Genomic DNA, 25,199 nt, shown 5'->3' on the forward strand with positions numbered 1-25,199 from the left:
TGCGCCCGGAAAAAGAGGAAACACGATGCAGGATCTCGAACAGTCGGTGCTTTCCGCCGCCGACCGGCTGGTTGCCGCCTTCGCGCGGCACGACCGCGCTTCCTATTTTTCGGCCTTCGCGCCGGATGCCACCTTCATCTTCCACACGCTGGACCGGCCGCTTCTGAGCCGTGCGGCTTATGAGGCGGAATGGGCCCTCTGGGAGGAACGGGATGGTTTTCGGGTGCGCGCCTGCCGTTCGAGCGAACGGCATGTGCAGGCGGTGGGTGATGTCGCGGTCTTCACGCACCGCGTCGAGACGGAACTGGAATTCAATGGCGAACCGGCGACGGCGGACGAACGGGAAACGATCGTGTTCCGGCGGGCATCGTCAGGCGATTGGATCGCCGTGCACGAACATCTGTCTCGCCAAAGCTGAATCAAGAAAGATCAGAAAGCGCCCACGACGACGGCGCTGACGAAGGAGAATGCGGCCACGATCGCAATTGCGTGCGGGACCAGATGGACGAACGACCGGCGCTGGGGTGCTGATGCATAAGCCGCGTATCGGGATTGGACCATCGGCCTCGAAGCGTTCATCGCGTCTCTCCGTCATTCACTCGCGGGATTTAGTCCGCCTTCTCTCTTGTTCTCCTATATTATCGATTGAGTTTATAGATATTATTTTCCGCTAAATGCGCATGTCGTAAAAAATCGGTTCGGCGAAACCGCCGTCGTTAATGGCGATTGCGGTCGCGGTCCAGGAGGTGTTTCGACCAGGTTTCGCTGAACCACGGGGTCAGCAACGAAACATCGGAGCCGTGATGCGAGCGCGTGAGCGCACTGTCGGCCTCGACACAGGTCCAGACGGTGAAGGCGGTCAGTTCGTGTTTGCCGAAAGTCTGGATCAGCGGAATGTCGGCCGCGTCACGGCCGCGAGCGACCGCAATCCGCCCTGCCCGTCGCTGATTGTTCTTGGCGTCGAACGTATGCCAGCGATCTCCAAGAAAGACTTCGAACCACGCGTTGAAATCCATCGGCGCCGGATGATCGCTCTTCGGGATGTCGGCCATGTAGCCGTTCACATAGCGCGCCGGCATGTTCATGCAGCGGCAAAAGGTGATCGCCAGATGCGCATAGTCGCGGCTGACGCCGACGCGATCCTCATGGGCTTCGAGCGCGGTGCGCATTGCCTGGGCATAGCCGTAGCTGAAGACCAGGCGCTCATGCACATAGTCGCAAATCGCCTGCACGCGCTGCCAACCGGCAGGCACATCTCCGAACAGTCGCCACGCGAGCGTACCGAGCCGATCCGTTTCGCAGTAACGGCTGGCCGCGAGATAGGGTAGCCAAGCGGCCGGCAGGTTTTCGACCGGCACAGCATCCGCCAGCGGATCGGAGGCGTCGAGCCTGCCGTCATCCTCGATCACCGCGTCATAGGAGAGCTTGAAGTCGCCTTCGGGCACGGTCATCCGGAAACATGTATTGCCATGCGGATCGGTGATCTCTTCCATCTTCACGATTGGCATGGAAACCGGCCCATGTTCGCGCCGAAGGGTTGCGCGCCGTTCCGGCACGACGGAAAGATAGGTCATCATCGGGGTCGGTTGCGGGCAACGAATGCCGATTTCATAGCCAAAGCGCACGAACATCTCGAGGCCTCCCAGGAAATCAATCGGGAGTCATATGCTCCCCGCCTGCCTTGCCCGCAGAAATGCGGGCCCTCCTTGGTATCCGTTTGCATACGAACGCCGCTCCCACGGACCGGCCGCATGCCAAAGATGCAACGGGCCCTTCGAACGGGCGAACCGATGCGCTACAGCGCCGCGCGTCTTATCGGACGCGCAAAGGTCGCTGTAGCACTTTGATTTTCTGCATCCTCAAATCGGCGACGATTTGAGGAACCGTGCAGTAAGGGATTAATACTAGCGCATCAGCCGGCAAGGCGGAATTACACTCCGCGGGAAATCTGCCATTCGACTCGCGCGCAAGGGGCGTGGCCGGCTTTATGGCAAGCCACCCCATCACAGAGCATCGGCCTTTTGCCCTACAATCCGACCGCGTCCTTGAACTGGTACCACCAGGAACCGATCGTCGAATATTGCGCCCGGAACATGCGCCCGCCCGGGAAGGGATACCAGGGCAGCTTTTCGAAGACGTCGTAGCGCGTGGTGTCGCCATCGATCGCTTCGGCGAGTGTGCGGCCGAAGAGATGCGATCCGGTGACCCCATGGCCGCTGTAGCCGTGGGCGAAATAGGTGTTGGAGCCGATCCGGCCCATCTGCGGCACGCGCGTGAAGGAGAGCGCGAAATTGCCGCTCCACGCATAGTCGATCTTCACGCCCTTGAGCTCAGGGAACACCTTTTCAAGATTGGGCTTCAGCTTGGCGACCACATCGGCCGGATCGGTGCCACCATAGACGGTGCCGCCGCCGAAGATCATCCGCTTGTCGGCGGAAAGCCGGAAGTAGTCGAGAATATAGCGCACGTCCTCGACGCACATGTCGCTCGGGATCAGCGAATGGGCGAGCTCTTCGCCGAGCGGCGCCGTCGTGATCATCTGCGTCGAAACAGGCATGACGCGCGAAACGAGCTTCGGCACCGCGTCGCCGAGATAGGCATTGCCGCAAAGCACGACAATACGTGCCGAAACCTCGCCGCCTTCGGTATAGACGGTCGGCCGCGCCGCCTCGTGGTCGACGCGCGTCACGGGCGACTGTTCGTAGATCGTGCCACCGATGCTTTCGAGCGCGCGCGCCTCGCCGAGCACGAGATTGAGCGGATGCATGTGCCCACCGGTCGTGTCGAGCATGCCGCCGCAATAGGCATCCGACGTGACGAGCTTGCGAAGCGCGTCACGATCGAGAAGCTGGTGATCGTCCATGCCGTATTTGCGCCAGAGCGCCTGCTTGGCTTCGAGTTCCTTCATATGCGCCGGCGTATAGGCGGCATAGATGTTGCCCGGCTTCAGGTCGCAGTCGATCTGATACTGGCTGACGAGACGACGGATGATCTTGCCGCCTTCCTGCACCAGCCCGCCGATGAAGCGCGCGGCGTCGTCGCCGTAGCGGCGCTGGATCGTCGATAGGCTGGCGTTGAGGCCGTTGACCACCTGGCCGCCGTTGCGGCCGGAAGCACCCCAACCGACCTGGGCGCCCTCGACGACGACGACCTTGTAGCCTTTTTCCGCAAGGTGGATCGCCGTCGACAGGCCGGAGTAACCGGCACCGACAACGCACACGTCGGTCTCGACGCGGCCCTGAAGTCGGACCGGCGTGCGGATGATGTTGCGGGATGCGGCGTAGTAGCTGGTCGGGTAGCTGCCGTCGCCGGCATAGGAGTTCTGTTTCGTGACCATCAGACAATTTCCAGATAGGCGCTGAATTCGTAATCCGTGACCTGCTCGGCAAAGCCTGCAATCTCCTGGCGTTTGCAGGCGATCAGCATCGAGCGCAGCACGGGATCGAAAATTTCGGCGGCAATCGGTCCTGCCTCGAAGCTATCGACCGCTTGCCCCCATTCCGAGGGAATTTTGGGCAGTTTCTCCGCTGCATAGGCCCGACCCGAAACAGGCGCCGGTGGCTTCCACTTGTTGCGGATGCCAACGAGGGCAGCGCCGAGGATCGCGGCGATGACGAGATAGGGATTGGCGTCGGCTCCGGCGACGCGATGCTCGATGCGGCGCGCGGCCGGATTGCCGCCTGGAATGCGGATTGCCGAGGTGCGGTTCTCATAGCCCCAGCAGACGGCCGTCGGCGCGTGCGTGTCCGGCCTGAGCCGCCGGTAGGAGTTGAAATGCGGCGCAAACAGCAGCGTCGTCTCGGCCATGCCGCGCAAGAGGCCGGCAACGGCGTTCTTCAGCATTGGCGAACCTTCGTCGCTGCCGTCGTTGAAGACGTTGTTGCCCTCCTCGTCGAGCAGGCTGAAATGGATATGCATGCCGTTGCCCGACCGTGTGCCGTAGGGCTTGGCCATGAAGGTGGCGGCGAGGCCATGCTTGCGCGCGACACCCTTGACGATGCGCTTGAAGAAGATGGCGTCGTCGGCCGCCTTCAGCGGGTCGTCGGTGTGGAGTAGATTGATCTCGAACTGGCCGATGCCGTTCTCGGCGATCGCCGCATCCGCCGGCACGTTCTGCCGGGCACATTCCTTGTAGACGTCCGAGAAGAACTCGCCGAAATCGTCGAGCTCGTCGATCGACAGGATCGCATCGGAATCGAGGCGCTTGCCGGTATAGGGCGAGATCGGCGGCACCGCGCTGTCGGGCTCCGGATCGATCAGGTAGAACTCCAGTTCGGTCGCAACGACGGGGCGAAGACCGAGTTCCTGATATTCGCGCACGACCGCCGCCAGCGCCTGGCGCGGATCGGCAAGAAACGGCTTGCCGTCCTCAAGCTGCAGCCAGAGCGGCACCAGCGCGCTCGGTCGCGAAGTCCAGTTGACCGGCAGCGCGCCGCGGCCGGTGACACCGCAGATACCGTCGCGGTCGCCGCTGGCGAACACCTGCTCGCTGTTGATGATATCCTCGCCCCAGACATCGACCCCGACGATCGAGAGCGGCATGCGGATGCCGCCGCCGAGCACCTTCGCCGCCTGCTCCACCGGCACGCGTTTGCCCCGCATGATGCCGTTGAGGTCGCAGACCACCGCCTGGATACTTTCGATCGGCCCGTTCTGCTCGAGCCATGCCTTGAATGCGCTGGGGTCTTCCGCGTCGAGCGACATATCGCAAATCTCTTTTTGTGATCACATTTTGTGATAGTTGACATAATTCAGGAATTGGAGTCAAGCATCGGCAATGGTATCAGGCGCATGAAGGACGCCAGGCAGAAGGAATGCGATCGTGAAACCCCTTGTTTTGCCGCCACTTGCCCGACCCGACGGCATGACCACGCATGACTATGCCTTCAACCGGCTGCGCCAGGCGATCATGGTCGGCGCTTTCCGCCCCGGCACATCCGTCACCATCCGCGGCCTTGCCGAAGCGCTCGAAAGCAGCCCGACGCCGGTACGCGAGGCGCTACGTCAGCTGACATCGATCGGCGCGCTGCAATTCCTTGAGAACCGCCGTATCGTCGTGCCGCACATCACGCCCGCGCGGTTCGAGGAACTGATCTTGCTCCGCATCGCGCTCGAAAGCCATGCCGCCCGCCGGGCCGTCGCCCATCTCTCCGAGCGCCAGATCGAGAAAATTACGGCAATCGATGACAGTATCGAGACGGAAATCCGCAAGGGGAACAAGGTGGCAGCGCTGATCGCCAACCAGGCGTTTCATCGGATGATCTACTCGGCCAATCCCGACCCGGTCGCCATGCCGCTGATCGAAAGCGTGTGGCTGCAACTCGGGCCCATCCTCGGCATCGCCATGGAGCATGTCACCGAGCTCTACGTGGTCGATCGTCATCGGGAGGCCATCGATGCCCTTAGGCGGCGCGACGAGGAGGCCGTTGCCGATGCGATCGCCGCCGACATCCGGGAGGGGATCGGCGGCTTCGATCAGCAGGCGGTCGCGCGCCTTCTGCGGCTGGCGGCCTGAGCCGACGGCAGGCCACGGCCTCATAAATTTTAGTGTGACTAAAATTCCGTATTGACAACGCTCAGGCACGGCACCAAAGTCGTGAAAATACAGATGCATAGCGACGGGAGGCGCGAGCCTTCCGGCCCAATGCCCGCGCATTCGAGGGGGAGGAGTCCGCTTGAAGAGCCAAAGATTTTCAGCCTGGGGCAACACCTGCGCCGGCCTATAGCATTCCCCAAAACCGCCACATCACGCCGGTCGGCCCGGCCACCCCATCCGCCCGTCGATGAGCGCTACAGCCGCGTGAATGGCGAGCGCATCCTCAAGCCAGAACTGGAAACATCATGAACGAACTCACCAAGAGCCGTTTTGCTGCGCTCCGCCGCAAGATGGCCGAAAGCAAAGTCGGCCTCGTCGCGCTCGCGCCCGGATCGCACATGGATTGGCTGATCGGCTACCATCCGCATCCGGACGAGCGCCCCTGCCTGCTTCTGATCGGCCCGGAAAAGGAAGCCTTCCTGATGCCGGCCCTCAACGCCGAGGGCACGCGCGAACACACCGACATCGCCTTCCACAACTGGGCTGATGACGTGGGCCCGACCGATGCTCTGACGTCGGCCCTCGCCGATGTCGGCGCGACTGCACCTGGCCGCATCGTGCTCGACGAGACCATGCGCGCCGATTTCGCCCTGCTGCTGATCGATGCCCTGCCAGAGGATACCGCGCGCGAATTCACCCCGGCAACGCTCGGCGCCCTGCGCATGCGCAAGGACAAGAGCGAATACGCCCTTTTGAAGATGAATGCCGGCATTGCCGACCGCGCCATGCAAGCGGCCTTTTCCAAGATCCGTCCGGGCATGACCGAGAAGGAACTGGCCGCTGAGATCCGCGGACACTTTTCCTCGGAAGGTGCGGCACCGGCCTTCTGGATCGTCGGCGCTGGCGGCAATGGCGCCTTCCCGCATCATTCGGCGAGCGAACGGGTGATCGAGGAAGGCGATGCCGTCGTCATCGATATCGGCGGCCGCAAGCAGGGTTTTCCGAGCGACATCACCCGCATGGCAATCGTCGGCCGCGCCCCTGAGGGATACGGCCAGATCCACACCATCGTGGAAAGGGCCGTGCAGGCAGCGTTGAAGGCCGCCCGTCCCGGCGTGCTCGCCAAGGACGTCGACGCGGCCGCCCGCAAGGTGATCAGCGATGCCGGCTACGGCGAATACTTCGTTCACCGCACCGGTCACGGCATGGGCATCGACGGTCATGAGCCGCCCTACATCACCGCGACCTCGGAAACCGTGCTGGAAGAAGGCATGGTCTTCTCGATCGAGCCCGGCATTTATCTTCCCGGCCGCTTCGGCATCCGGCTTGAGGATATCGTCATCCTGCGCGAAGACGGGCCGGAGGTTCTCTCTTCCCTCCCCCGCGACGTGCACGTCGCCACAGTCTGATCAAACAAGGTCTGATCAAAGCTGCGGCGCTCTCGGGCGCCGCTTCTCTTTGTTCGGTTCGCTCGGCAGCACAGCAATGCCTATTGGGTCGGCCGCTTGCGGGGTTTCGACGTCGTGTTGCCGACTGGACCATCCTGGCCGGGACGTTGCCTGTAGGCTGGCTGCCGCTGTTCGACCGGCGGCCAGATCCAGTAATAGCCATAGGGCTTGCGCTGGACCCCCTCGTAATACTCGCCCTTTCTGGTGCGCATCTGCGCTTCCGCATCGCCCGCGACGCTCGTCACGGCAAAGACCGCGCCCACCATGGCGATGGCAAACAGATATCCCGATTTCAACATCGTCAAGCTCCTTGCCTCCTGTCTACGCCGGAAGCGTGCGAGGTCAACCACCTGCGCGTTCCATCAGTTCCTGCTTGACGACCTCTCGCGCCTTATCCATAGTGGTGAGATGTCAGACCAATTTGGCGCCGAGGGGGAGGCTGAATGACTGAACAAGCCAGAGCCGCGCTTCTGCCATTGCCGCCCGCCGACCGGGCCCAGCAGGTCATTGCCGCGTTGGCTGACTACATCGAACAATCGGGGCTTAGACCCGGCGAACGCCTGCCAGCTGAACGCGAACTGATGACGGCGCTTGCCGTCGGTCGGTCGACTATTCGCGAAGTCATCCGCCACTTTCAGGCGCTCGGCGTCGTCGAGGCGCGCAAGGGCAGCGGCACCTATCTCTTGCGCATGATCACGGGCGCCACCGTCCATATGCCGCTCACCCTCGACGCTGCGCATCTGCGCGACGTGCTTTTGATGACGCTCGAGGTCCGCCGCGGCATCGAGGTTGAGGCCAATATGGTCGCGGCCCGCCGGCGCACCGACGAAGACCTTGATATCATCGAAGTGAAGCTCAACGAGATGGAGCGGGTGCATATCGCCAAGGGCACGTCAGGTCCGGAAGACCTTGCCTTCCATCTGGCGATCTACGATGCCACCCACAATCCGCTCTTCCGCCAGCTCCTCGAACAGATGCGCGAAGCCTTCGAGCGCTTCTGGGAGGAGCCGTTCGATCGGTCGGACTTCGCCCGCCGCTCCTTCCCGTTCCACCGTACCCTGTTCAACGCGATCGCAGCCCAGGATCCTGACACCGCGCGCGAAGAAACGCTGAAAATCCTCGCGATCGTCGAGGAAGACATCAAGGAAATGTCCAAATGACCAACGGCCTCGATCCGTTCGACCACGCCTCGCTGACCGTCGCGCATGACGAAGGCCACGCCTTCGATGCCGTCGTGCCGCCGATCGTTCAGACCTCGCTTTTCACCTTCAAGGATTATGACGACATGGTCGCGTCCTACCGGGGCGAGCGTGTGCGACCGATCTATACCCGCGGTCTCAACCCGACCGTGCGCATGTTCGAGGAGATGCTGGCGAAGCTCGAAGGCGGCGAAGACGCGATCGGTTTTGCCAGCGGCATGTCGGCGATCTCCTCGACCGTGCTGTCCTTCGTCGAGCCGGGCGACCGCATCGTCGCCGTCAATCATGTCTATCCCGACGCCTTCCGCCTGTTTGGCACGCATCTGAAGCGCATGAAGATCGAGGTGACCTATGTCGACGGTCGCGACGAGGAAGCAGTCGCCAAGGCCCTTCCCGGCGCCAAGCTCTTCTACATGGAAAGCCCGACAAGCTGGGTGATGGACACCCACGACGTCGCCTCCCTCGCCCGCCTTGCCAAGGACCAGGGCATCATCACCGCCATCGACAACAGCTGGGCAAGCCCGATCTTCCAGCAGCCGATTTCGCTCGGCGTCGATCTCGTCATCCATTCGGCGTCCAAATATCTCGGCGGCCATTCGGACGTCGTCGCCGGCGTCGTGACCGGCTCGAAGGAACTGATCGGCCGCATCCGCTCGGAATCCTACCCTTATCTCGGCGGCAAGCTCTCGCCCTTCGATGCCTGGCTCCTGATCCGCGGCTTACGCACCCTGCCGATCCGCATGAAGTCGCATGAGCGCTCGGCGCTTGAAGTCGCGCGGCGGCTGCAGGCCCATCCGCTGGTCGAGACCGTCTGCCACCCCGGCCTCGGCAACACGCTGCCGCCGGGCCTTTCGGGCACATCCGGCCTGTTCTCCTTCATCTTCCGCGAGGGCGTCGATGTCAGGCGCTTTGCGGATCATCTCGAACTCTTCAAGCTCGGCGTTTCCTGGGGCGGACATGAAAGCCTCATCGTGCCGGGCGAAGTCGTGCTGTCGCAGAAAGCCCAGCCCAATTCCGCGGCCGCCTTCGGCATCTCGCCGCGGTCGGTACGGCTCCATGTCGGCCTGGAGGGAACGGAGGCCCTCTGGAGCGATCTTGAAGCGGCGCTCGCCGTCGCTTCGACTGGCTGACAGGAGCGGCTGCAGGCGGTTTTCCGCCGGCATCCCGCTATCCCCACTTTGAACCAAACCAACGAAGAAAAGAGGGAACAAGAATGAAGAAACTGATCACTGCCACGCTTCTCGCCAGCCTGATGGCCGGAAGCGCACTCGCCGATACCAAGCTGAAACTGGTCGAGGTCATCACCAGCCCCGAGCGCACCGAGACGCTGAAATCGATCGTTGCCAAGTTCGAAGCCGCCAACCCCGGCACCACGGTCGAGATCATCTCGCTGCCCTGGGGCGAAGCATTCCAAAAGTTCGCGACCATGGTTTCGGCCGGCGAACTGCCTGACGTGATGGAAATGCCCGACACCTGGCTGTCGCTCTATGCCAACAACGGCATGCTCGAAAGCCTGGAGCCCTACCTCGCCAAGTGGGAACACACGGGCGGCCTGACCGAACGCGCGCTCGAACTCGGCCGCGACGTCAACGACACCGCCTACATGCTGCCCTACGGCTTCTATCTGCGGGCGATGTTCTACAACAAGAAGCTGCTCTCGGAAGCCGGCGTCAGCGAACCGCCGAAGACCATGGACGATTTCGTCAAGGCATCGGAAGCCGTATCCAAGCTTCCGGGCAAATCCGGCTACTGCCTGCGCGGGGGACCGGGTGGTCTCAACGGCTGGGTGATGTTCGGCGCCACCATGGCCGGCAGCAACAAATTCTTCAATGAGGATGGCACCTCGACCATGAACAGCGAAGGCTGGGTCAAGGGCCTGACCTGGGTGATCGACCTCTACAAGAAGGGGCTGGCGCCGAAGGACAGCGTCAACTGGGGCTTTAACGAAATCGTCGCCGGTTTCTACAGCGGCACCTGCGCCTTCCTCGACCAGGATCCGGATGCGCTGATCGCCATTGCCGAGCGCATGAAGTCGGAAGATTTCGGCGTCACCACCATGCCGAAGGGTCCGAGCGGCAAGGCGTTTACCACCATCGGCTTTGCCGGCTGGTCGATGCTGTCGGCAAGTCAGAACAAGGATCTCTCCTGGAAGCTGATCGAGACGCTCGAGGGGCCGGAAGGCAACATCGAGTGGAACAAGCGCACGGGCGCGCTGCCGGTGCACAAGTCGGCCGAGAAGGATCCCTTCTATGCGAGCGCGCAGTTCAAGGGCTGGTTCGACGAGCTTGCCGACAAGGACGTCGTATTGACGGTGATGCCGACCTACCTCGAGGAATTCGCCTTCTTCAAGGATTCGCTCGCCATCAAGACGACTCAGGAAGCCCTGCTCGGCGACATCACGCCGGAAGAGCTCGCCAACCAGTGGGCCGACTACCTGACCAAGGCGCAGCAGAAGTTCCTCGCCAGCAAGAAGTAAGCCTTCGGCCGGCGGCGGTTCGCCGCCGCCGGCCCTCGTGACCTTGAGCGGAATGACGTGGGCGCGGTCTCCGCCTGCATCCCGCTCCGACTGAACGAAAACGAGGCACGTCGAAAAAACCGGCGGCCGCACAGGGGAAATTTCGATCGATGGACCATGTCGCCCGCCAAAGCGGCCTGCCGGCAGGCAGGACGCCGCTGAAGAAGCGCATCGCCGATGGCGCCGCGCCCTATCTCTATAGCGCGCCGGCGCTGATCCTGATCGTCACCGTCATGCTGGTGCCGCTGGTGCTTGGCGTTTCCTACGCCTTCCGCGACATCCAGCTCTTAAACCCGTTCTCCGGCGCCTACATCGGCCTCGATCATTTCCGCGCGCTTGCCGAGGACCAGGCCTTCTATCGGGCGCTGCGCAATACGCTGTGGTGGACCGGCGCGTCGGTGTTCTTCCAGTTCGTCTTCGGCCTGATCCTGGCGCTGCTGCTCGACAAGCCATTCTATGGCCGCGGTCTCGCTCAGGCCCTCGTCTTCCTGCCCTGGGCAGTGCCGAGCTTCCTTGCCGGCCTCAACTGGGCCTGGCTTTTCAATCCGGTCGTTGGTCCCTTGCCGCATTGGCTCTACGCGCTCGGCATCATGAGTGAGCCGAACAACATCCTCTCGGACCCGCAGCTTGCCATGTGGGGGCCGATCATCGCCAATGTCTGGTGGGGCATTCCCTTCTTCGCGATCACCCTGCTTGCCGCCCTGCAGGCGATCCCGCGCGATCTCTATGAGGCCGCCAGCATCGACGGCGCCGGCCCGGTCCAGCGTTTTCTCTCGATCACGCTGCCCTTCCTGGCGCCGACGATTGCCATCACCATCCTCTTGCGCACCGTCTGGATCTCGAACTTCGCCGACCTGATCATCGTCATGACCAATGGCGGACCGGCCGACCGCACCCAGATCGTCGCCAGCTATATCTTCACCCAGGCCTTCAAGCGGCTGGATTTCGGCTACGCCTCGGCGATCGCACTGGTGCTTCTGGCACTGCTGCTCGCCTATTCGATGCTGATCGTCATCCTGCGGCAGTGGCTGTTGAGCAAGGATTGAGACCGATGCGCGCCAAACCGCTTTTCCTCATGATCGCGCACCGATCGGCAATCCTTGCCTACATCGCCTTCGCGCTCTTCCCGCTCTATTGGCTGCTGAAGGTTGCAGTCACGCCCAACGACCTGCTCTACTCGGAAGGCATTCGAATGTGGCCGTCGCGCGCCAGCCTCGAACATTTCGATTTCGTGCTGCGCCACAGCGCCTTTCCGGTGTTCTTCAAGAACAGCCTGATCGTATCCGGCTCCACCGCCGTTATCGTCACCATCCTCGCCTCGCTCTCGGGTTATGCGCTGTCGCGCTTCAACTTCCGCGGCAAGTACTGGCTGGTGGCGCTGATGCTTTTGACGCAGATGTTCCCGCTGGTCATGCTGGTGGCGCCGATCTTCAAGATCCTGTCGCCGCTTGGCCTCACCAACAGCCTGACCGGGCTCGTCATCGTCTACACCGCCTTCAACGTGCCGTTTGCCACCTTCCTGATGCAGTCCTTCTTCGACGGCATTCCGAAGGACCTGGAAGAGGCGGCGATGATCGACGGCGCCACCCAATTCGTCGCCTTCCGCCAGATCATCCTGCCGCTGACGCTGCCCGGCATTGCCGCAACCCTCGGCTTCGTCTTCACCGCCGCCTGGAGCGAACTTCTGTTCTCGCTGATGCTGATCTCCGGTAACGACCAGGCGACGTTCCCCGTCGGATTGTTGTCCTTCGTGTCGAAGTTCTCCGTCGACTTCGGGCAGATGATGGCGGCCGGCGTGCTCGCACTCATCCCCGCCTGCCTCTTCTTCCTGCTCATTCAACGTTATCTCGTCCAGGGCCTCACGGCCGGCGCGGTCAAAGGCTGAGGATTGCTCTCATGGCTTCCATCGATATCGCCAACATCCAGAAATCCTACGGCATCCACCCGGTCCTGCATGATGTCGACCTGAAGATAGGCGACGGCGAATTCGTGGTGCTCGTCGGCCCATCCGGCTGCGGCAAGTCTACGCTTCTGCGCATGATCGCCGGGCTTGAAAGCGTCACCTCGGGCGAGATCCGCATCGCCGGAAAACGCGTCAACGAACTGGCGCCGAAGGACCGCGACATCGCCATGGTGTTCCAGTCCTATGCGCTCTATCCGCATATGTCCGTCGCCAAGAACATGAGCTATAGCCTCAGGCTCCGGAAGACGGCCAAGGAGAAGATCGCGAGCATCGTTTCAGGGGCCGCCGCCAAGCTCGGCCTAGATCCGCTGCTCGAACGCCGGCCGCGCGCACTCTCCGGCGGCCAACGCCAGCGCGTCGCCATGGGCCGCGCCATCGTGCGCGAACCCAAGGCGTTTCTCTTCGATGAGCCGCTGTCGAACCTCGACGCCCGCCTGCGCGAGCAGATGCGCGCCGAGATCAAGAAGCTGCACAAGGACCTCGGCGCGACCTCGATCTACGTGACCCACGACCAGATCGAGGCGATGACGCTTGCCGACCGCATCGTCGCCATGAACGGCGGCTTCGTCCAGCAGGTCGGCAGCCCGCTCGATCTCTACGACCGTCCCGCAAACCTCTTCGTCGCCGGCTTCATCGGCTCGCCCGGCATGAACTTCTTCGAGGGCACCTACCTGAACGGCACCGCCCCGCGCTTCGAGACGGAAGGCGGCGTTGTCATCCCGGCACAACCGCATCCGGCGCTCGCCGACGGCGCCCGCGCCACCCTCGGCATTCGCCCGGAACATGTGGAGATCGGCGTCGAAGGACCGGATGTGCTGAGCGCCAATGTCGACCTGGTCGAGCCGACCGGCTTCGGCATCATCCTGCATCTCTCCTTCGGCCGCGCCGGCTTCAAGGCCTTCACCAACGACCGCCGGTTCCTCACCGCTTCGGGTTCGCTTGCCGTACGACTGCCGGTCGACAGGCTGCATTTCTTCGACGCCGCCGGCAATCGGGTCTGATCGCGCGCACCGTCCCTGGTGAAAATTTAGGCGCAACCGGCGACCTGCCGGCTGCGCCGGTTGACTTCCACAAGGCGAGGCGTACGGTCGTCCTGTCGCAAGTATCAACCGCCGTGGCGCCAACTTAAGAGAAGCAAGCACCGCCAAAACGACAGATTGACGATAGCCTTCCTTGCCTGCGCCCGGCGATTTTGAGGAAGTGTCATGCGAATTCTTGTTGTTGCCCTTGCCTTTTCGACAACGATGCTCTGTCCGTTCGCAACCCTCGCGCAAGAGGGCGATGCCGCAGCCGGAGCCACCGTCTTCAAGAAATGCGCTGTCTGTCATGTTGCCGACAGCGATACCAACAAGGTTGGACCATCACTCAACCATCTGTTCGGGCGAACGGCCGGCACCCACGCCGACTTCAGCTACTCGCCGGCGATGATCGATGCCGGCAAGGGTGGGCTCGTCTGGGACGAGGCGCATCTGCGCGACTATCTGCACAATCCAAGGACCAAGGTGAAAGGCACGAAAATGGCCTTTGCCGGGCTGAAGGACGACACGGATATCTCCAACCTCATTGCCTACCTCAAGCAGTATTCGCAGTAGGCTGAAAAGACTAAAGGCAACCGCCGTCCGCACGGAGACGGCGAATTGCGACTATTCAACGTTCGTGCAATAATTGCAGGTACAGCGCCGCGCGTCTTATCAGACGCGCAAAGGTCGCTGTAGAACTTTGAATTCCTGCATGTTTTTGTCCTTTGATCGGAGACGATTAAAGGAAACATGCAGCAGGCTCTACGGATTGCGTATTCATGCCCACAGCCGCCAGCGGCAAGGAGGGACAGAAATGGCCGTGGTAGTTATTCTGGTTTTGTTGGCCGTTGGGTCGGTGTTGTTCCATCTGTTGAGCCCGTGGTGGTGGACGCCGATCGCGTCCAACTGGAATTACATAGACAATACGCTCATCATCACCTTCTGGATTACCGGCGTCGTCTTCGTCGCCGTGGTGCTTTTCATGGCCTATTGCGTCCTGCGTTTTCGGCATCGCCCGGGAAACCGGGCTGCCTATGAACCGGAAAACCGCAAGCTCGAAGGGTGGCTAGCCGGCGGCACCACGCTCGGGGTCGCCGCCATGCTGACCCCCGGCCTTTTCGTCTGGCACCAGTTCGTGACCGTGCCGGATGGCGCAACGGAGGTCGAGGTCGTCGGCCAGCAGTGGTTGTGGAGCTTCCGGCTCCCAGGCGCGGACGGCAAGCTCGGCACCTCCGAGACCCGCGACATCACCCCGGAAAATTCGCTCGGCCTCAACCGCAATGACGCAGCGGCGCTTGACGATTACGTCATCGAAGGCGGCGAGCTGCATCTGGAAGTCGGCAAGCCGGTCAAGATGCTCCTGCGCTCGGTCGACGTGCTGCACGATTTCTACGTGCCGGAGTTTCGCGCCAAGATGGACATGGTGCCGGGCATGGTCACCTACTTCTGGCTGACGCCGACACGCACCGGCACCTTCGAGGTCTTGTGCGCCGAACTCTGCGGCGTCGGTCACCCACAGATGCGCGGCACCGTCGTCGTCGACAGTGCCGCCGACTACCAGGCTTGGCTTTCGCAGCAGCAGACCTTCTCGCAGCTGCAGGCAAAGGCAGGGACGAAGGAAACGGCGCAGGCAGGAAATGCCGCCCCGGCGCAGTAAGAAGCGCCCCGACGGCCAAAGCGGGATGAGGAAAAGTGCTTGCGGTTTTCCGCTCGCATCCCGCTCGTGAGCGAAAGCAATTCCAGCGTTGGTGTCCGGAATTGCGTGGTTCAAAGCGTTGGATCGAAATGATCCGGTGTTGGGAGGTTCTCGCAGATGGTCGACATCCGGCATAGCACGGGCGAACCGATAGGCGCCGCGGAAGTGGAGGACGTCGAGCTTTATCATCCCCATAGCTGGTGGACGCGCTACGTCTTCAGCCAGGATGCCAAGATCATCGCCGTGCAATATGCCTCGACCGCGATCGCCATCGGCATGGTCGCCCTGGTGCTCTCTTGGCTGATGCGGCTGCAGCTCGGCTTTCCCGGCGCCTTCGCCTTCATCGACGCCGAGCGCTACTACCAGTTCATCACCATGCACGGCATGATCATGGTGATCTACCTGCTGACAGCTCTCTTCCTTGGTGGCTTTGGCAACTACCTGATCCCGCTGATGCTTGGCGCGCGCGATATGGTCTTCCCCTATGCCAACATGCTGAGCTACTGGCTTTACCTGCTCGCTGTGCTCGTGCTCGTCGCCAGCTTCTTCGCCCCCGGGGGCCCGACCGGCGCCGGCTGGACGCTCTACCCACCCCAGGCGGTTCTCTCTGGCACGCCCGGCGGCAAGGACTGGGGCATCATCCTGATGCTCTCCTCGCTCATCCTCTTCATCATCGGCTTCACCATGGGCGGCCTCAACTATGTCGTCACCGTGCTGCAGGGCCGCACCCGCGGCATGACGCTGATGCGCATGCCGCTCACCGTCTGGGGCATCTTCACCGCGACGGTCATGGCGCTGCTTGCCTTCCCCGCCCTCTTCGTCGCCTGCGTCATGATGCTGTTCGACCGGGTGCTCGGCACCAGCTTCTTCATGCCGGCGATCGTCGAGATGGGCGAGCAGCTGCAGCACGGCGGCGGCAGCCCGATCCTGTTCCAGCACCTCTTCTGGTTCTTCGGCCACCCGGAGGTCTATATCGTCGCGCTGCCGGCCTTCGGCATCGTGTCGGATCTCATCAGTACCCATGCCCGCAAGAACATCTTCGGCTACCGCATGATGGTCTGGGCGATCGTCATCATCGGCGCGCTTTCCTTCATCGTCTGGGCGCACCACATGTATGTCAGCGGCATGAACCCCTATTTCGGTTTCTTCTTCGCGACGACCACGCTGATCATCGCCGTGCCGACGGCGATCAAGGTCTACAACTGGGTGCTGACGCTCTGGCGCGGCGATATCCACCTGACGCTGCCAATGCTGTTTGCGCTCGCCTTCATCGTCACCTTCGTCAATGGCGGGCTGACCGGCCTCTTCCTCGGCAACGTCGTCGTCGACGTGCCGCTCTCCGACACGATGTTCGTCGTTGCGCATTTCCATATGGTCATGGGCGTGGCGCCGATCCTCGTCATCTTCGGCGCGATCTATCACTGGTATCCGAAGATCACCGGCCGCATGCTCAACGAGGTGATGGGCCAGATCCATTTCTGGGTGACCTTCGTCGGTGCCTATCTGATTTTCTTCCCGATGCACTATCTCGGCCTCATCGGCATGCCGCGGCGCTATTATGAAATGGGCGAAACCGCCTTCGTCCCGGCCTCTGCCCATACGCTCAACGAGTTCATCACCATCATGGCGCTGGTCGTCGGCGCCGCTCAGCTCCTCTTCCTCTTCAATCTCATCTGGAGCATTCGCCATGGTCGTGAGGCCGGTGGCAATCCCTGGCGGGCGACGACGCTCGAATGGCAGACACCGGAGACGCCGCCACGCCACGGCAACTGGAAGGAACTGCCGGTCGTCTACCGCTGGCCCTATGACTACAGCGTGCCGGGAGCGGCCGAGGATTTCATTCCGCAGAACCAGCCGGGCTCCGCAGGTCATGCGCCGGAGGGTGCCTCATGAACGTCACCTTGATCCTGCTGGCCGTGATTCTCACGATCGCCGGCTGGTGGCTCAGCCGGCAGCGGCTCTTCTCAAAACCCTGGCTGGAGGTCGGTCACGCGTTTGACCCGCGTCCAGATGGTCGTCCTTCGATCCCACCCGCAAAAATCGGCCTCGGCGTCTTCCTCGCCGTCGTCGCCGCGCTCTTCTCGCTTTTCATCAGCGCCTATTTCATGCGCATGGCATCGACCGACTGGTGGTCGACGCCAATGCCGAAAGTCCTCTGGCTGAACACCGCCATCCTCGGGCTCGGCAGCCTGCTTCTGCATGCGGCGCGCGTCACCGCGGAGCGCCATCGTGACGAGGCAAGCCGCACGGCCCTGATCGCTGCGCTTGCCGCGGGGCTCGCCTTCCTCGCGGGCCAGGTCTTCGCCTGGCGCGAACTGACCGATGCCGGCTTTCTCATCGCCGACAACCCGGCCAACAGCTTCTTCTACATGATATCAGGCATGCATGGCCTGCACATCCTCGGCGGCCTCTTCGCGCTCACCCGAGTGATCGTGAGAACGCGCGCCGGCCCGATGGACGAGAGGGCCGTGCTGTCGATCACGCTCTGCGCCACCTACTGGCATTTCATGCTGGCCGTTTGGCTGGTGCTTTTCGCGCTCTTTTCCGGCTGGGCCAACGACTTCGTCGAGCTCTGCCGGCAACTCTTGACCTAAGGAGCCAAGGCATGTCTGTCGAGACACATTCGCCTGTCCGAGAACCGCTCCACCGCCCGGCGGGACTTGCCGGTTTCGCCGCCGACTGGGCTTCGGATCAAAGGACGTTCAAGAACGTCTCCTGGGGCAAGGCGATGATGTGGATCTTCCTCCTCAGCGACACCTTCATCTTCGGTTGTTTCCTCATCGCCTACATGTCGGCGCGCATGTCGACGGCCGTTCCGTGGCCCAATCCGAGCGAGGTCTTCGCGCTGCACATCGGCGGTTCCGACGTGCCGCTGATCCTGATCGCCATCATGACCTTCGTGCTGATCACCTCGAGCGGCACAATGGCCATGGCCGTCAATTTCGGCTACCGCCAGGATCGAAGGAAAACCGCTTTGCTCATGGTGGTGACGGCGCTCTTCGGCGCCACCTTCGTTGGCATGCAGGCCTTCGAGTGGACCAAGCTGATCACCGAAGGCGTACGCCCCTGGGGCAACCCTTGGGGCGCTGCCCAATTCGGCTCGACCTTCTTCATGATTACCGGCTTCCACGGCACACACGTCACGATTGGCGTCATCTTCCTGCTGATCATCGCCCGCAAGGTCTGGCGCGGCGACTTCGACACCGGCAGGCGCGGCTTCTTCACGAGCCGCAAGGGGCAATACGAGATCGTCGAGATCACCGGCCTCTATTGGCACTTCGTCGACCTCGTCTGGGTCTTCATCTTCGCATTCTTCTATCTGTGGTGAGGCATGGCCATGACCGAAACGACGGCACACACCGACACGATACCGCAGGCAGGGTCGCGGGCACCGGCGCATGAACAACACCAGCAGCATCCGATCGGCCTCTACCTGGTCGTCTGGGTGCTGCTGTTCGTGCTCAGCACCTTCTCCTATCTCGTCGACTATGTCGGGCTGCAGGGCTATCTCAGGTGGTCGCTGATCCTGCTCTTCATGGTGCTGAAGGCCGGCCTCATCGTCGCGATCTTCATGCACATGGCCTGGGAGCGGCTGGCGCTGATCTACGCGATCCTGCTGCCACCGCTGCTGGTGCTGGTCTTCGTCGCTCTGATGGTCTCGGAATCGCACTACGTGCTCTTCACCCGCCTTGCCTTCTTCGGCGCGGCACCGTGATCGTGAAGCAGCAAGCCGCCCGCACGATGTCGCAGATCGCCTGCATCGTGGCGTCGCCGCAAAACCGACATTCGTGCCCCATGCGATGACGCATTCGAATGCGCCCGCGTCTTCTGTATGCTAAGAGAAATCGCTTCGATGCTCTTCGACGCTTTTTCTCACGAAATCAGTGGCATGACCGTCCCGCTAGCTCTCGTTCTACGATCCACAGATTGCTCGGCTCTGGTCGTGCAGTTTGATGATTATGTCGTAGACAGGCTCTAGTCGGCGCGTCTCACGCCCTAAAATCCGGCATCCAATCCAACTAGGGTCGCAATCAATGGCAGAGTTTCCGCAAAAGGCGAAAGTCGTAATCATCGGGCTGGGTGGCATCGTGGGTGCCTCGATCGCGCACCACCTGATCGAGCGCGGCTGGGACGATATCGTCGGCATCGACAAGTCAGGTGTGCCGACCGATATCGGCTCGACCGCCCACGCTTCGGACTTCTGCTACACGACCAGCCATGACTATCTCTCGGTCTGGACGACGCAGTATTCGATCGATTTCTTCGAGAAGATGGGCCACTACGCCCGCATCGGCGGCCTGGAAGTCGCGCGCACCGGCGACGATGTCTGGATGGAGGAGATCAAGCGCAAGCTTTCCTCTGCCAAGGCCTTCGGCACCCGCGCACACTATGTCTCGCCGGCTGAAATCAAGAAGATGTTCCCGCTGATCGAAGAGGATCAGGTCATGGGCGGCATGTTCGACCCGGATGCCGGCCTCGTCATCCCGCGCTCGCAGACGGTTGCCGGCAAGCTCGTCGATGCGGCGGAAAAGTCCGGCAAACTGCAGGTCTTCGGCAACACGCCGGCGAAGTCGCTGATTGTCGAGAACGGCCGCATCAAGGGTGTCGTCACCCATCGCGGCACGATCATTGCCGACCACGTCATCGTCTGCGCCGGCATCTGGGGCCGCTTGATCGCCGAAATGGTCGGCGAGGATCTACCGGTCATGCCGGTCGACCATCCGCTCACCTTCTTCGGCCCGTATAACGAGTTCGAAGGCACCGGCAAGGAAATCGGCTTCCCGCTTTTGCGCGACCAGGGCAACTCCGCCTATATGCGCGACACCGGCGACCCGAAGACCACCGAAGGCGGCCAGATCGAGTGGGGTTATTACGAGACCACCAATCCGCGCCTCTGCCATCCCCGGCACATTCTTGAAAAGCACGAGGCGCGCCTGTCGCCGTCACAGCGCGACCTCGAGATGGAGCAGATCATCGAGCCGCTCGAGCGCGCCATGGAGCTGACGCCGATCCTCGGCGAGCTTGGCTATAACGAGAGCCACTCCTTCAACGGCCTCCTGCAGGTCTCGGCCGCCGGCGGCCCCTCCTGCGGCGAGAGCCAGAAGGTGCGCGGCCTCTGGTACTGCGTCGCCATCTGGGTGAAGGACGGCCCCGGCTACGGCAAGCTGATCGCCGACTGGATGACTGACGGGCGCACCGAGATCGACCATGCCTCGATCGACTATTCCCGCTTCTACCCGCACCAGCTCGAGGAGGAGTTCATCGAGGGCCGCTGCTTCGAGGCGGCGCAGAAGATCTATTACCCCGCCGTGCACACGCGCGAACCCTATGCCAGCGGCCGCAACGTCAAGCGCTCGCCCTTCTACGAGCGCGAGAAGGAGCTCGGCGGCTACTTCATGGAACTCGGCGGCTGGGAGCGCGCGCACGGCTACGCCGCCAACGAACATCTTCTCGAAAAATACGGCGACCGCGTTCCGGTGCGCGAGAACGAGTGGGACAGCCGCCATTTCTGGCGCGTGTCCAACGCCGAACATCTGGCGATGAGCGAGGATTGCGGCATCGTCAACCTGTCGCACTTCCACATGGTCGACATCGAAGGTCCTGACCATGTCGAACTGCTCGAGTGGCTTTGCGCCGCCAAGATCGGTGGCGACGGCAACATCGGCAAGGGCATCTACACCCACTTCCTCGATGACGAGGGCATGGTGCGGGCCGACTTCACCGTCTTCCGCATGGCCGACCGCTGCCGTCTCGTGAACGGCGCCGATGCCGGACCGCGCGACTTCCAGTACATGCGCCGCGTCGCGGAAGACCGCGGCCTTGACGTCACCATCACCGACGTTTCGGAAAAATTCATCACCATCGGCATCTGGGGGCCCAATGCCCGCCAAACGCTGAAGAAGGTGGTTGCCGATCCGGCGGGCCTCGATCTCGAGAACTTCGCCTTCGCCGCCATCAAGCCGATCGAAATCGCCGGCAAAAAGGTCACCGCCTTCCGCATCTCCTATGTCGGCGAGCAGGGCTGGGAACTGCATATGAAGTACGAGGACGGCCTTGCCGTCTGGGACGCGCTACGCGCCACCGGCGTCATGGCCTTCGGCGTCGAAACCTATGCCAACTCGCGCCGCATGGAAAAGAGCCTGCGCCTGCAGAACGCCGATCTTCTCACCCAGTACAACCTGATCGAGGCCGACCTTGCCCGTCCGAAGGTCAAGGACGTCGACTTCCGCGGCAAGGCCAAGCACCTCGAATACAAGGCGCGCGAACACCAGCCCGCCATGCTCTGCACGCTCGTTCTGACGGAGAATACCGACAAGAATGGCGTGAAGCGCTACCCGGTCGGCACCCTGCCGGTGATGGATCCGGAAACCGGCAAGGTGCTGGTCGACGAACTCGGCCGCCGCTCCTACACCACCTCGATCGCCTTCGGGCCGACGATCGGCAAGAACATCGCGCTTGCCTATCTGCCCTGGTCCCATTGCCAGGTCGGCCGCAAGTTGAACGTCGAATACTTCGCCGAGACCTATCCGGTCGAAGTCGTCGGCATCGGCTACAAGCCGCTCTACGACCCCGAGAACCTGAAGCCGCGCACCTGATCGATCGGCACCAGAACCAAAAACGAAAAGGCCCGCTCACATCCGAGCGGGCCTTTTTACTGTCCGGCGCACCAAAATCGCCGTCAGGGCAGCACGTGCCCGGCCGCAGTAAAGAGGCGGTACCAGTCTTCGCGCGACAGCGTGGTATCCGCGCCGGGCGCGATGTCTGCCAGCCGTTCCGGGCTCGTCGTTCCAAGGACCACCTGGATGTTGGCCGGATGCCGGGCGATCCAGGCGTAGGCGATGGCCGACGGCGACACCGCATATTTGCCGGAGAGTTCGTCGAGCACCCGGTTGAGTTCGGGAAAATTGGTTTCGTCGCCGACGAAGACACCGCCGAAAAAGCCCTGCTGGAACGGTGACCAGGCCTGCAGCGTCATGCGGTTGATCCGCGAATAGACGACCACCTCGCCGTCGCGGTCGATCGACTGCTCGAGACCCGCCATGTTCGCGGCAATCCCAAACGCGACCGAGGGGGCGTGGGCAATGCTGAGCTGGATCTGATTGGCGACGAGCGGCTGGCGCACGGCCGTCTTCAGGAGATCGATCTGCCGCGGCGTATGGTTCGACACGCCGAAATGCCTGACCTTGCCGCCCGCCTGCAGTTTGTCGAAGGCATCGGCCACTTCCTCCGGCTCCACCAGGGCATCCGGGCGATGCAGCAGCAAAAGATCGAGATAGTCGGTCTTCAGTGCCGCAAGCGAGCGGTCGACGGACTGGAGGATATGGTCGCGGGAGAAATCGAAGTAGCCGCGCCGGATACCGCACTTGCTCTGGATAACGATCTGTTCACGCTCGGCAGGCTTCAGCCGCAACGCATCGCCGAACCGACGCTCGCAGGCATGCAGTTCGCCGCCATAAATGTCGGCGTGATCGAAGACGTTGATGCCGACGTCCCGCGCCTTGCCATAAAGCCGGGCAATGGCGTCATCACTGAGATCGGCGATCCGCATCAGGCCGAGAACGGCGGATGAAACGGAGAGATCGGTTGTTCCCAGGTTGAATTTTCTCATCGGATTATGCTCGCACCGTCAACATTGTTTCGAAGGAGGATTTCCGCCCGCAGGCGCAACTGGCTGCGGTAGCGAATCTTTGATCCTCAATCTCTACCAGCCCGAGGGCGCTTGGCAAACGCCCGAGCATTATCGACGATCGTGCGAAGCGGGTAGCGATGACGAGCAATGCGCCGGGTCGCCCGCCAGCGCTTTGCTGTCCTATTGTCGTGGGAGCCGACACGGTCGTCCGCTCCCACGGCCAGCGGTTTGATCAGGCAGCCGACCGATAACGCTCAGCCGGCTCGGATTGTGCGAAATTCGGCAGCATCGCCTGGCGCGCGGCGTCGAACGTATGCCACTGGCCGGCGTCCGGCAGCGGCGGGATCGTCACCAACTCGCGGCGATCAAAGCCGACTAGTGCCGCATCGACGAGATCGCCGGCCTCCATCACGCCCGCAAGCGTTTCGACATCGACGCCCGCATGATCCCAGATCTCGGTGCGCGTCGCAGCCGGCAGCACCGCCTGCACATAGACGCCCTTGGGCGCCAGCTCGACGTTCAGCCCCTGGGAAAGGAACAGCACGAAGGCCTTCGTCGCGCCATAGACAGTAGCACCCATCTCCGGCGCAAGGCCGACGACGGAAGCGATGTTGACGATCGCCCCCTCACCCCTCTCGGCAAAACGCGGCGCTACGGCATGGGCCAGCCTGGTGACGGCAGTAATATTGAGCGAGATGAGCTTCGAAATGTCCTCGCCCTTTTGCTGAAGGAAGCCGCGCGGGATCGATGTGCCGGCATTGTTGACCAGAACACCAATACGCTGATCCTCGCGCAGGCGCTGCTCGACCTTGGCCAGATCCTGCTCGTCCGTCAGGTCGGCGGGCACAACGTCGACATTCACGCCGGTTTCGCTCCGCAGCCGCTCGGCAAGCTCTGCCATGCGCACCGCATTGCGTGCGACCAGAATGAGATCGTGACCGCGGCGCGCAAATCGCTCCGCATAGACGGCGCCGATACCGGTGGAAGCACCGGTTACGAGGACTGCAGACTTCTTGCTCATCGGGTGTGCTCCTTTGATTTATTCATGATAGTCATCATGTGTTTGGATATATGACGGCCATCATGTATAATGTCAATCGAAATTTAGGAGACGGTGATGCGCGTGAGCCGACAGCAGGTCGAAGACAACAAGCGAACCATTCTGGAGGCGGCTGGTCGGCTGTTCCGGGAGCGTGGTTTCGAGTCCGTCACAGTGACGGATGTGATGAAGTCGGCCGGGCTCACCCACGGCGGCTTCTACGGCTACTTCAAGTCCAAGGATGATCTGATTGCCCAGACCCTGGCCGGACTCCGGGGAGAAGCCGAGCCAAAGTCGACGGACTTGGCCGCCGTCGCACAGCGCTATCTTTCAGCGGAGCATCGAGACGATTTCGCACATGGCTGCCCGCTTGCCGCCCTGGCGTCGGAAGTGAGCCGGCAACCCCAGGGAGCACGCACGGAAATGACAGCGTTTCTCAAACGTCAGTTCGAGCGCCTGGGTAAAATAGCGCCGGGCCTGGACGAAAAGCAGAGGCGCCGTGCCGCGATCGGCAATTCGGCGAGCATGATCGGCGCGCTGATCCTGGCCAGGATGACCGACGATCCGGCCCTGTCGAACGAGATCCTCGAGGCGACGCGCGGCTGGCTTTCGGCGGGGGATGGCGAAGGGGCCAAGACCGCCGACGTCGCCTGATATTCGCTGTGTTTCGTGCCCTCGCCCGTTCTCTCCGGGTAGCGCAAGAACGTCAAAAAGCCCGCGGGATTTCTCCTGGCGGGCTTTTTTTGATTTGGTTGCGGGGGCAGGATTTGAACCTGCGGCCTTCAGGTTATGAGCCTGACGAGCTACCGGGCTGCTCCACCCCGCGCCATCTAGGTAAACCGCTAAGCGGTTTATCCGTCATCGCGGTAAATCCCTATGGGATTTATCCGCTCTTTCCGGGTTTTGCCGAAGGCAAAATCCCGTTTAATCCGGTCCGAGTTTTGCGAAGCAAAATCTCGTTGTTTGTCTGTGCCGAGCAAATCGGTAGGATTTGTCTCGCGTAAGGGACGCACTGATTATTTTCAGTCTAGCAAAACAAAAGGGCCGCTTGGTGGCGGCCCGTTTTCGGCAGGGCCGAAGTGTGTGTCGAGAAGATTTCGGTTTGTTTCTCTTGCGTTTTGCAGACCTGGCAGCGACCTACTCTCCCGCGTCTT

The 25,199-nt window shown here is 62.1% G+C and carries 23 protein-coding genes and 1 tRNA gene; 17 read left to right on the forward strand and 7 right to left on the reverse strand.

Features of this window, described 5'->3' with window-relative positions; all coding sequences use genetic code 11:
- Positions 1 to 25 precede the first annotated feature (25 nt).
- A complete protein-coding gene (locus tag IB265_RS13190; protein ID WP_057248992.1) occupies positions 26 to 418 on the forward strand; it encodes a nuclear transport factor 2 family protein in 393 nt (130 codons plus the stop codon).
- 298 nt (positions 419 to 716) lie between these two features.
- Here the strand turns inward: IB265_RS13190 and IB265_RS13195 are convergent, their stop codons facing one another.
- The 3 genes from IB265_RS13195 to IB265_RS13205 form a co-directional block, all read right to left on the reverse strand.
- The gene (locus IB265_RS13195) at positions 717 to 1,631 is read right to left on the reverse strand and encodes a transglutaminase family protein (RefSeq protein ID WP_057248991.1); all 915 of its coding nucleotides are present in this window, start codon (positions 1,629 to 1,631) and stop codon (positions 717 to 719) included.
- A 395-nt stretch (positions 1,632 to 2,026) separates the two neighbouring features.
- On the reverse strand, positions 2,027 to 3,340 hold the full coding sequence (locus IB265_RS13200; protein ID WP_057248990.1) for an FAD-binding oxidoreductase: 1,314 nt from the start codon (positions 3,338 to 3,340) through the stop codon (positions 2,027 to 2,029).
- Entirely contained in the window at positions 3,337 to 4,704 is a 1,368-nt protein-coding gene (locus IB265_RS13205) for a glutamine synthetase family protein (protein WP_057248989.1), read from the reverse strand. The genes IB265_RS13200 and IB265_RS13205 overlap by 4 nt, the downstream gene beginning before the upstream one ends.
- Before the next feature lie 118 nt (positions 4,705 to 4,822).
- Here IB265_RS13205 and IB265_RS13210 point away from each other — a divergent pair, with 118 nt between their 5' ends.
- Positions 4,823 to 5,515, forward strand: coding sequence for a GntR family transcriptional regulator (locus IB265_RS13210; RefSeq protein ID WP_057248988.1), 693 nt, complete (start codon positions 4,823 to 4,825; stop codon positions 5,513 to 5,515).
- Between the two features lie 326 nt (positions 5,516 to 5,841).
- Positions 5,842 to 6,945, forward strand: a complete 1,104-nt coding sequence (locus IB265_RS13215; protein ID WP_082615758.1) for a Xaa-Pro peptidase family protein — start codon at positions 5,842 to 5,844, stop codon at positions 6,943 to 6,945.
- Positions 6,946 to 7,025: 80 nt separating this feature from the next.
- Here the strand turns inward: IB265_RS13215 and IB265_RS13220 are convergent, their stop codons facing one another.
- Complete coding sequence (locus IB265_RS13220) at positions 7,026 to 7,283, reverse strand: hypothetical protein (RefSeq protein ID WP_156414596.1); 258 nt, start codon at positions 7,281 to 7,283, stop codon at positions 7,026 to 7,028.
- A gap of 144 nt (positions 7,284 to 7,427) precedes the next feature.
- Between IB265_RS13220 and IB265_RS13225 the strand changes: the two genes are divergently transcribed.
- The 13 genes from IB265_RS13225 (at position 7,428) to IB265_RS13285 (ending at position 21,972) form a co-directional block, all read left to right on the forward strand.
- Complete coding sequence (locus IB265_RS13225) at positions 7,428 to 8,144, forward strand: FadR/GntR family transcriptional regulator (RefSeq protein ID WP_057248985.1); 717 nt, start codon at positions 7,428 to 7,430, stop codon at positions 8,142 to 8,144.
- On the forward strand, positions 8,141 to 9,313 hold the full coding sequence (locus IB265_RS13230; RefSeq protein WP_057248984.1) for a PLP-dependent transferase: 1,173 nt from the start codon (positions 8,141 to 8,143) through the stop codon (positions 9,311 to 9,313). The genes IB265_RS13225 and IB265_RS13230 overlap by 4 nt, the downstream gene beginning before the upstream one ends.
- Positions 9,314 to 9,396: 83 nt before the next feature.
- A complete protein-coding gene (locus IB265_RS13235) occupies positions 9,397 to 10,659 on the forward strand; it encodes a sugar ABC transporter substrate-binding protein (RefSeq protein WP_057248983.1) in 1,263 nt (420 codons plus the stop codon).
- A gap of 149 nt (positions 10,660 to 10,808) precedes the next feature.
- Positions 10,809 to 11,744: a carbohydrate ABC transporter permease gene (locus tag IB265_RS13240; RefSeq protein WP_057248982.1), complete on the forward strand. Its 936-nt coding sequence runs from the start codon at positions 10,809 to 10,811 to the stop codon at positions 11,742 to 11,744.
- A 5-nt stretch (positions 11,745 to 11,749) separates the two neighbouring features.
- Positions 11,750 to 12,583 (forward strand): carbohydrate ABC transporter permease, encoded by an 834-nt coding sequence (locus IB265_RS13245; RefSeq protein WP_057248981.1) that lies wholly within the window; start codon positions 11,750 to 11,752, stop codon positions 12,581 to 12,583.
- Between the two features lie 11 nt (positions 12,584 to 12,594).
- Complete coding sequence (locus IB265_RS13250) at positions 12,595 to 13,662, forward strand: ABC transporter ATP-binding protein (protein WP_057248980.1); 1,068 nt, start codon at positions 12,595 to 12,597, stop codon at positions 13,660 to 13,662.
- A 204-nt stretch (positions 13,663 to 13,866) separates the two neighbouring features.
- The gene (locus tag IB265_RS13255; protein ID WP_057248979.1) at positions 13,867 to 14,253 is read left to right on the forward strand and encodes a cytochrome c family protein; all 387 of its coding nucleotides are present in this window, start codon (positions 13,867 to 13,869) and stop codon (positions 14,251 to 14,253) included.
- Positions 14,254 to 14,494: 241 nt separating this feature from the next.
- Positions 14,495 to 15,337, forward strand: a complete 843-nt coding sequence (locus IB265_RS13260) for a cytochrome c oxidase subunit II (RefSeq protein ID WP_057248978.1) — start codon at positions 14,495 to 14,497, stop codon at positions 15,335 to 15,337.
- Between the two features lie 156 nt (positions 15,338 to 15,493).
- Positions 15,494 to 17,269 (forward strand): cytochrome c oxidase subunit I, encoded by a 1,776-nt coding sequence (ctaD, locus tag IB265_RS13265; RefSeq protein WP_057248977.1) that lies wholly within the window; start codon positions 15,494 to 15,496, stop codon positions 17,267 to 17,269.
- Positions 17,266 to 17,970 carry a cytochrome c oxidase subunit 3 gene (locus tag IB265_RS13270; protein ID WP_057248976.1) on the forward strand — a complete coding sequence of 235 codons (705 nt, stop codon included), beginning with the start codon at positions 17,266 to 17,268 and terminating at the stop codon, positions 17,968 to 17,970. The genes ctaD and IB265_RS13270 overlap by 4 nt, the downstream gene beginning before the upstream one ends.
- A gap of 11 nt (positions 17,971 to 17,981) precedes the next feature.
- Complete coding sequence (locus IB265_RS13275; protein ID WP_057248975.1) at positions 17,982 to 18,704, forward strand: heme-copper oxidase subunit III family protein; 723 nt, start codon at positions 17,982 to 17,984, stop codon at positions 18,702 to 18,704.
- A gap of 9 nt (positions 18,705 to 18,713) precedes the next feature.
- Positions 18,714 to 19,091 (forward strand): cytochrome C oxidase subunit IV family protein, encoded by a 378-nt coding sequence (locus IB265_RS13280; protein WP_057248974.1) that lies wholly within the window; start codon positions 18,714 to 18,716, stop codon positions 19,089 to 19,091.
- A gap of 319 nt (positions 19,092 to 19,410) precedes the next feature.
- A complete protein-coding gene (locus IB265_RS13285; protein ID WP_057248973.1) occupies positions 19,411 to 21,972 on the forward strand; it encodes an FAD-dependent oxidoreductase in 2,562 nt (853 codons plus the stop codon).
- 83 nt (positions 21,973 to 22,055) lie between these two features.
- Here the strand turns inward: IB265_RS13285 and IB265_RS13290 are convergent, their stop codons facing one another.
- Complete coding sequence (locus tag IB265_RS13290; RefSeq protein WP_057248972.1) at positions 22,056 to 22,985, reverse strand: aldo/keto reductase family oxidoreductase; 930 nt, start codon at positions 22,983 to 22,985, stop codon at positions 22,056 to 22,058.
- A 253-nt stretch (positions 22,986 to 23,238) separates the two neighbouring features.
- On the reverse strand, positions 23,239 to 24,027 hold the full coding sequence (locus IB265_RS13295; protein WP_057248971.1) for an SDR family oxidoreductase: 789 nt from the start codon (positions 24,025 to 24,027) through the stop codon (positions 23,239 to 23,241).
- Between the two features lie 96 nt (positions 24,028 to 24,123).
- Here IB265_RS13295 and IB265_RS13300 point away from each other — a divergent pair, with 96 nt between their 5' ends.
- Complete coding sequence (locus IB265_RS13300) at positions 24,124 to 24,699, forward strand: TetR/AcrR family transcriptional regulator (protein WP_057248970.1); 576 nt, start codon at positions 24,124 to 24,126, stop codon at positions 24,697 to 24,699.
- 95 nt (positions 24,700 to 24,794) lie between these two features.
- On the opposite strand, the gene IB265_RS13305 is transcribed toward IB265_RS13300, so the two are convergent.
- Positions 24,795 to 24,871: transfer RNA gene (locus tag IB265_RS13305), tRNA-Met, on the reverse strand.
- Positions 24,872 to 25,199 lie beyond the last annotated feature (328 nt).

The sequence above is a fragment of the Ensifer sp. ENS10 genome, from assembly GCF_014852025.1.
Taxonomy (GTDB): Bacteria; Pseudomonadota; Alphaproteobacteria; order Rhizobiales; family Rhizobiaceae; genus Ensifer.

Coding starts and splice junctions, on each gene's coding strand:
- IB265_RS13190 (WP_057248992.1), top strand. CDS start 26: ATGCAGGATCTCGAACAGTCGGTGCTTTCCGCCGCCGACCGGCTGGTT.
- IB265_RS13195 (WP_057248991.1), bottom strand. CDS start 1,631: ATGTTCGTGCGCTTTGGCTATGAAATCGGCATTCGTTGCCCGCAACCG.
- IB265_RS13205 (WP_057248989.1), bottom strand. CDS start 4,704: ATGTCGCTCGACGCGGAAGACCCCAGCGCATTCAAGGCATGGCTCGAG.
- IB265_RS13215 (WP_082615758.1), top strand. CDS start 5,842: ATGAACGAACTCACCAAGAGCCGTTTTGCTGCGCTCCGCCGCAAGATG.
- IB265_RS13220 (WP_156414596.1), bottom strand. CDS start 7,283: ATGTTGAAATCGGGATATCTGTTTGCCATCGCCATGGTGGGCGCGGTC.
- IB265_RS13225 (WP_057248985.1), top strand. CDS start 7,428: ATGACTGAACAAGCCAGAGCCGCGCTTCTGCCATTGCCGCCCGCCGAC.
- IB265_RS13230 (WP_057248984.1), top strand. CDS start 8,141: ATGACCAACGGCCTCGATCCGTTCGACCACGCCTCGCTGACCGTCGCG.
- IB265_RS13235 (WP_057248983.1), top strand. CDS start 9,397: ATGAAGAAACTGATCACTGCCACGCTTCTCGCCAGCCTGATGGCCGGA.
- IB265_RS13240 (WP_057248982.1), top strand. CDS start 10,809: ATGGACCATGTCGCCCGCCAAAGCGGCCTGCCGGCAGGCAGGACGCCG.
- IB265_RS13245 (WP_057248981.1), top strand. CDS start 11,750: ATGCGCGCCAAACCGCTTTTCCTCATGATCGCGCACCGATCGGCAATC.
- IB265_RS13250 (WP_057248980.1), top strand. CDS start 12,595: ATGGCTTCCATCGATATCGCCAACATCCAGAAATCCTACGGCATCCAC.
- IB265_RS13255 (WP_057248979.1), top strand. CDS start 13,867: ATGCGAATTCTTGTTGTTGCCCTTGCCTTTTCGACAACGATGCTCTGT.
- IB265_RS13260 (WP_057248978.1), top strand. CDS start 14,495: ATGGCCGTGGTAGTTATTCTGGTTTTGTTGGCCGTTGGGTCGGTGTTG.
- ctaD (WP_057248977.1), top strand. CDS start 15,494: ATGGTCGACATCCGGCATAGCACGGGCGAACCGATAGGCGCCGCGGAA.
- IB265_RS13270 (WP_057248976.1), top strand. CDS start 17,266: ATGAACGTCACCTTGATCCTGCTGGCCGTGATTCTCACGATCGCCGGC.
- IB265_RS13275 (WP_057248975.1), top strand. CDS start 17,982: ATGTCTGTCGAGACACATTCGCCTGTCCGAGAACCGCTCCACCGCCCG.
- IB265_RS13280 (WP_057248974.1), top strand. CDS start 18,714: ATGACCGAAACGACGGCACACACCGACACGATACCGCAGGCAGGGTCG.
- IB265_RS13285 (WP_057248973.1), top strand. CDS start 19,411: ATGGCAGAGTTTCCGCAAAAGGCGAAAGTCGTAATCATCGGGCTGGGT.
- IB265_RS13290 (WP_057248972.1), bottom strand. CDS start 22,985: ATGAGAAAATTCAACCTGGGAACAACCGATCTCTCCGTTTCATCCGCC.
- IB265_RS13295 (WP_057248971.1), bottom strand. CDS start 24,027: ATGAGCAAGAAGTCTGCAGTCCTCGTAACCGGTGCTTCCACCGGTATC.
- IB265_RS13300 (WP_057248970.1), top strand. CDS start 24,124: ATGCGCGTGAGCCGACAGCAGGTCGAAGACAACAAGCGAACCATTCTG.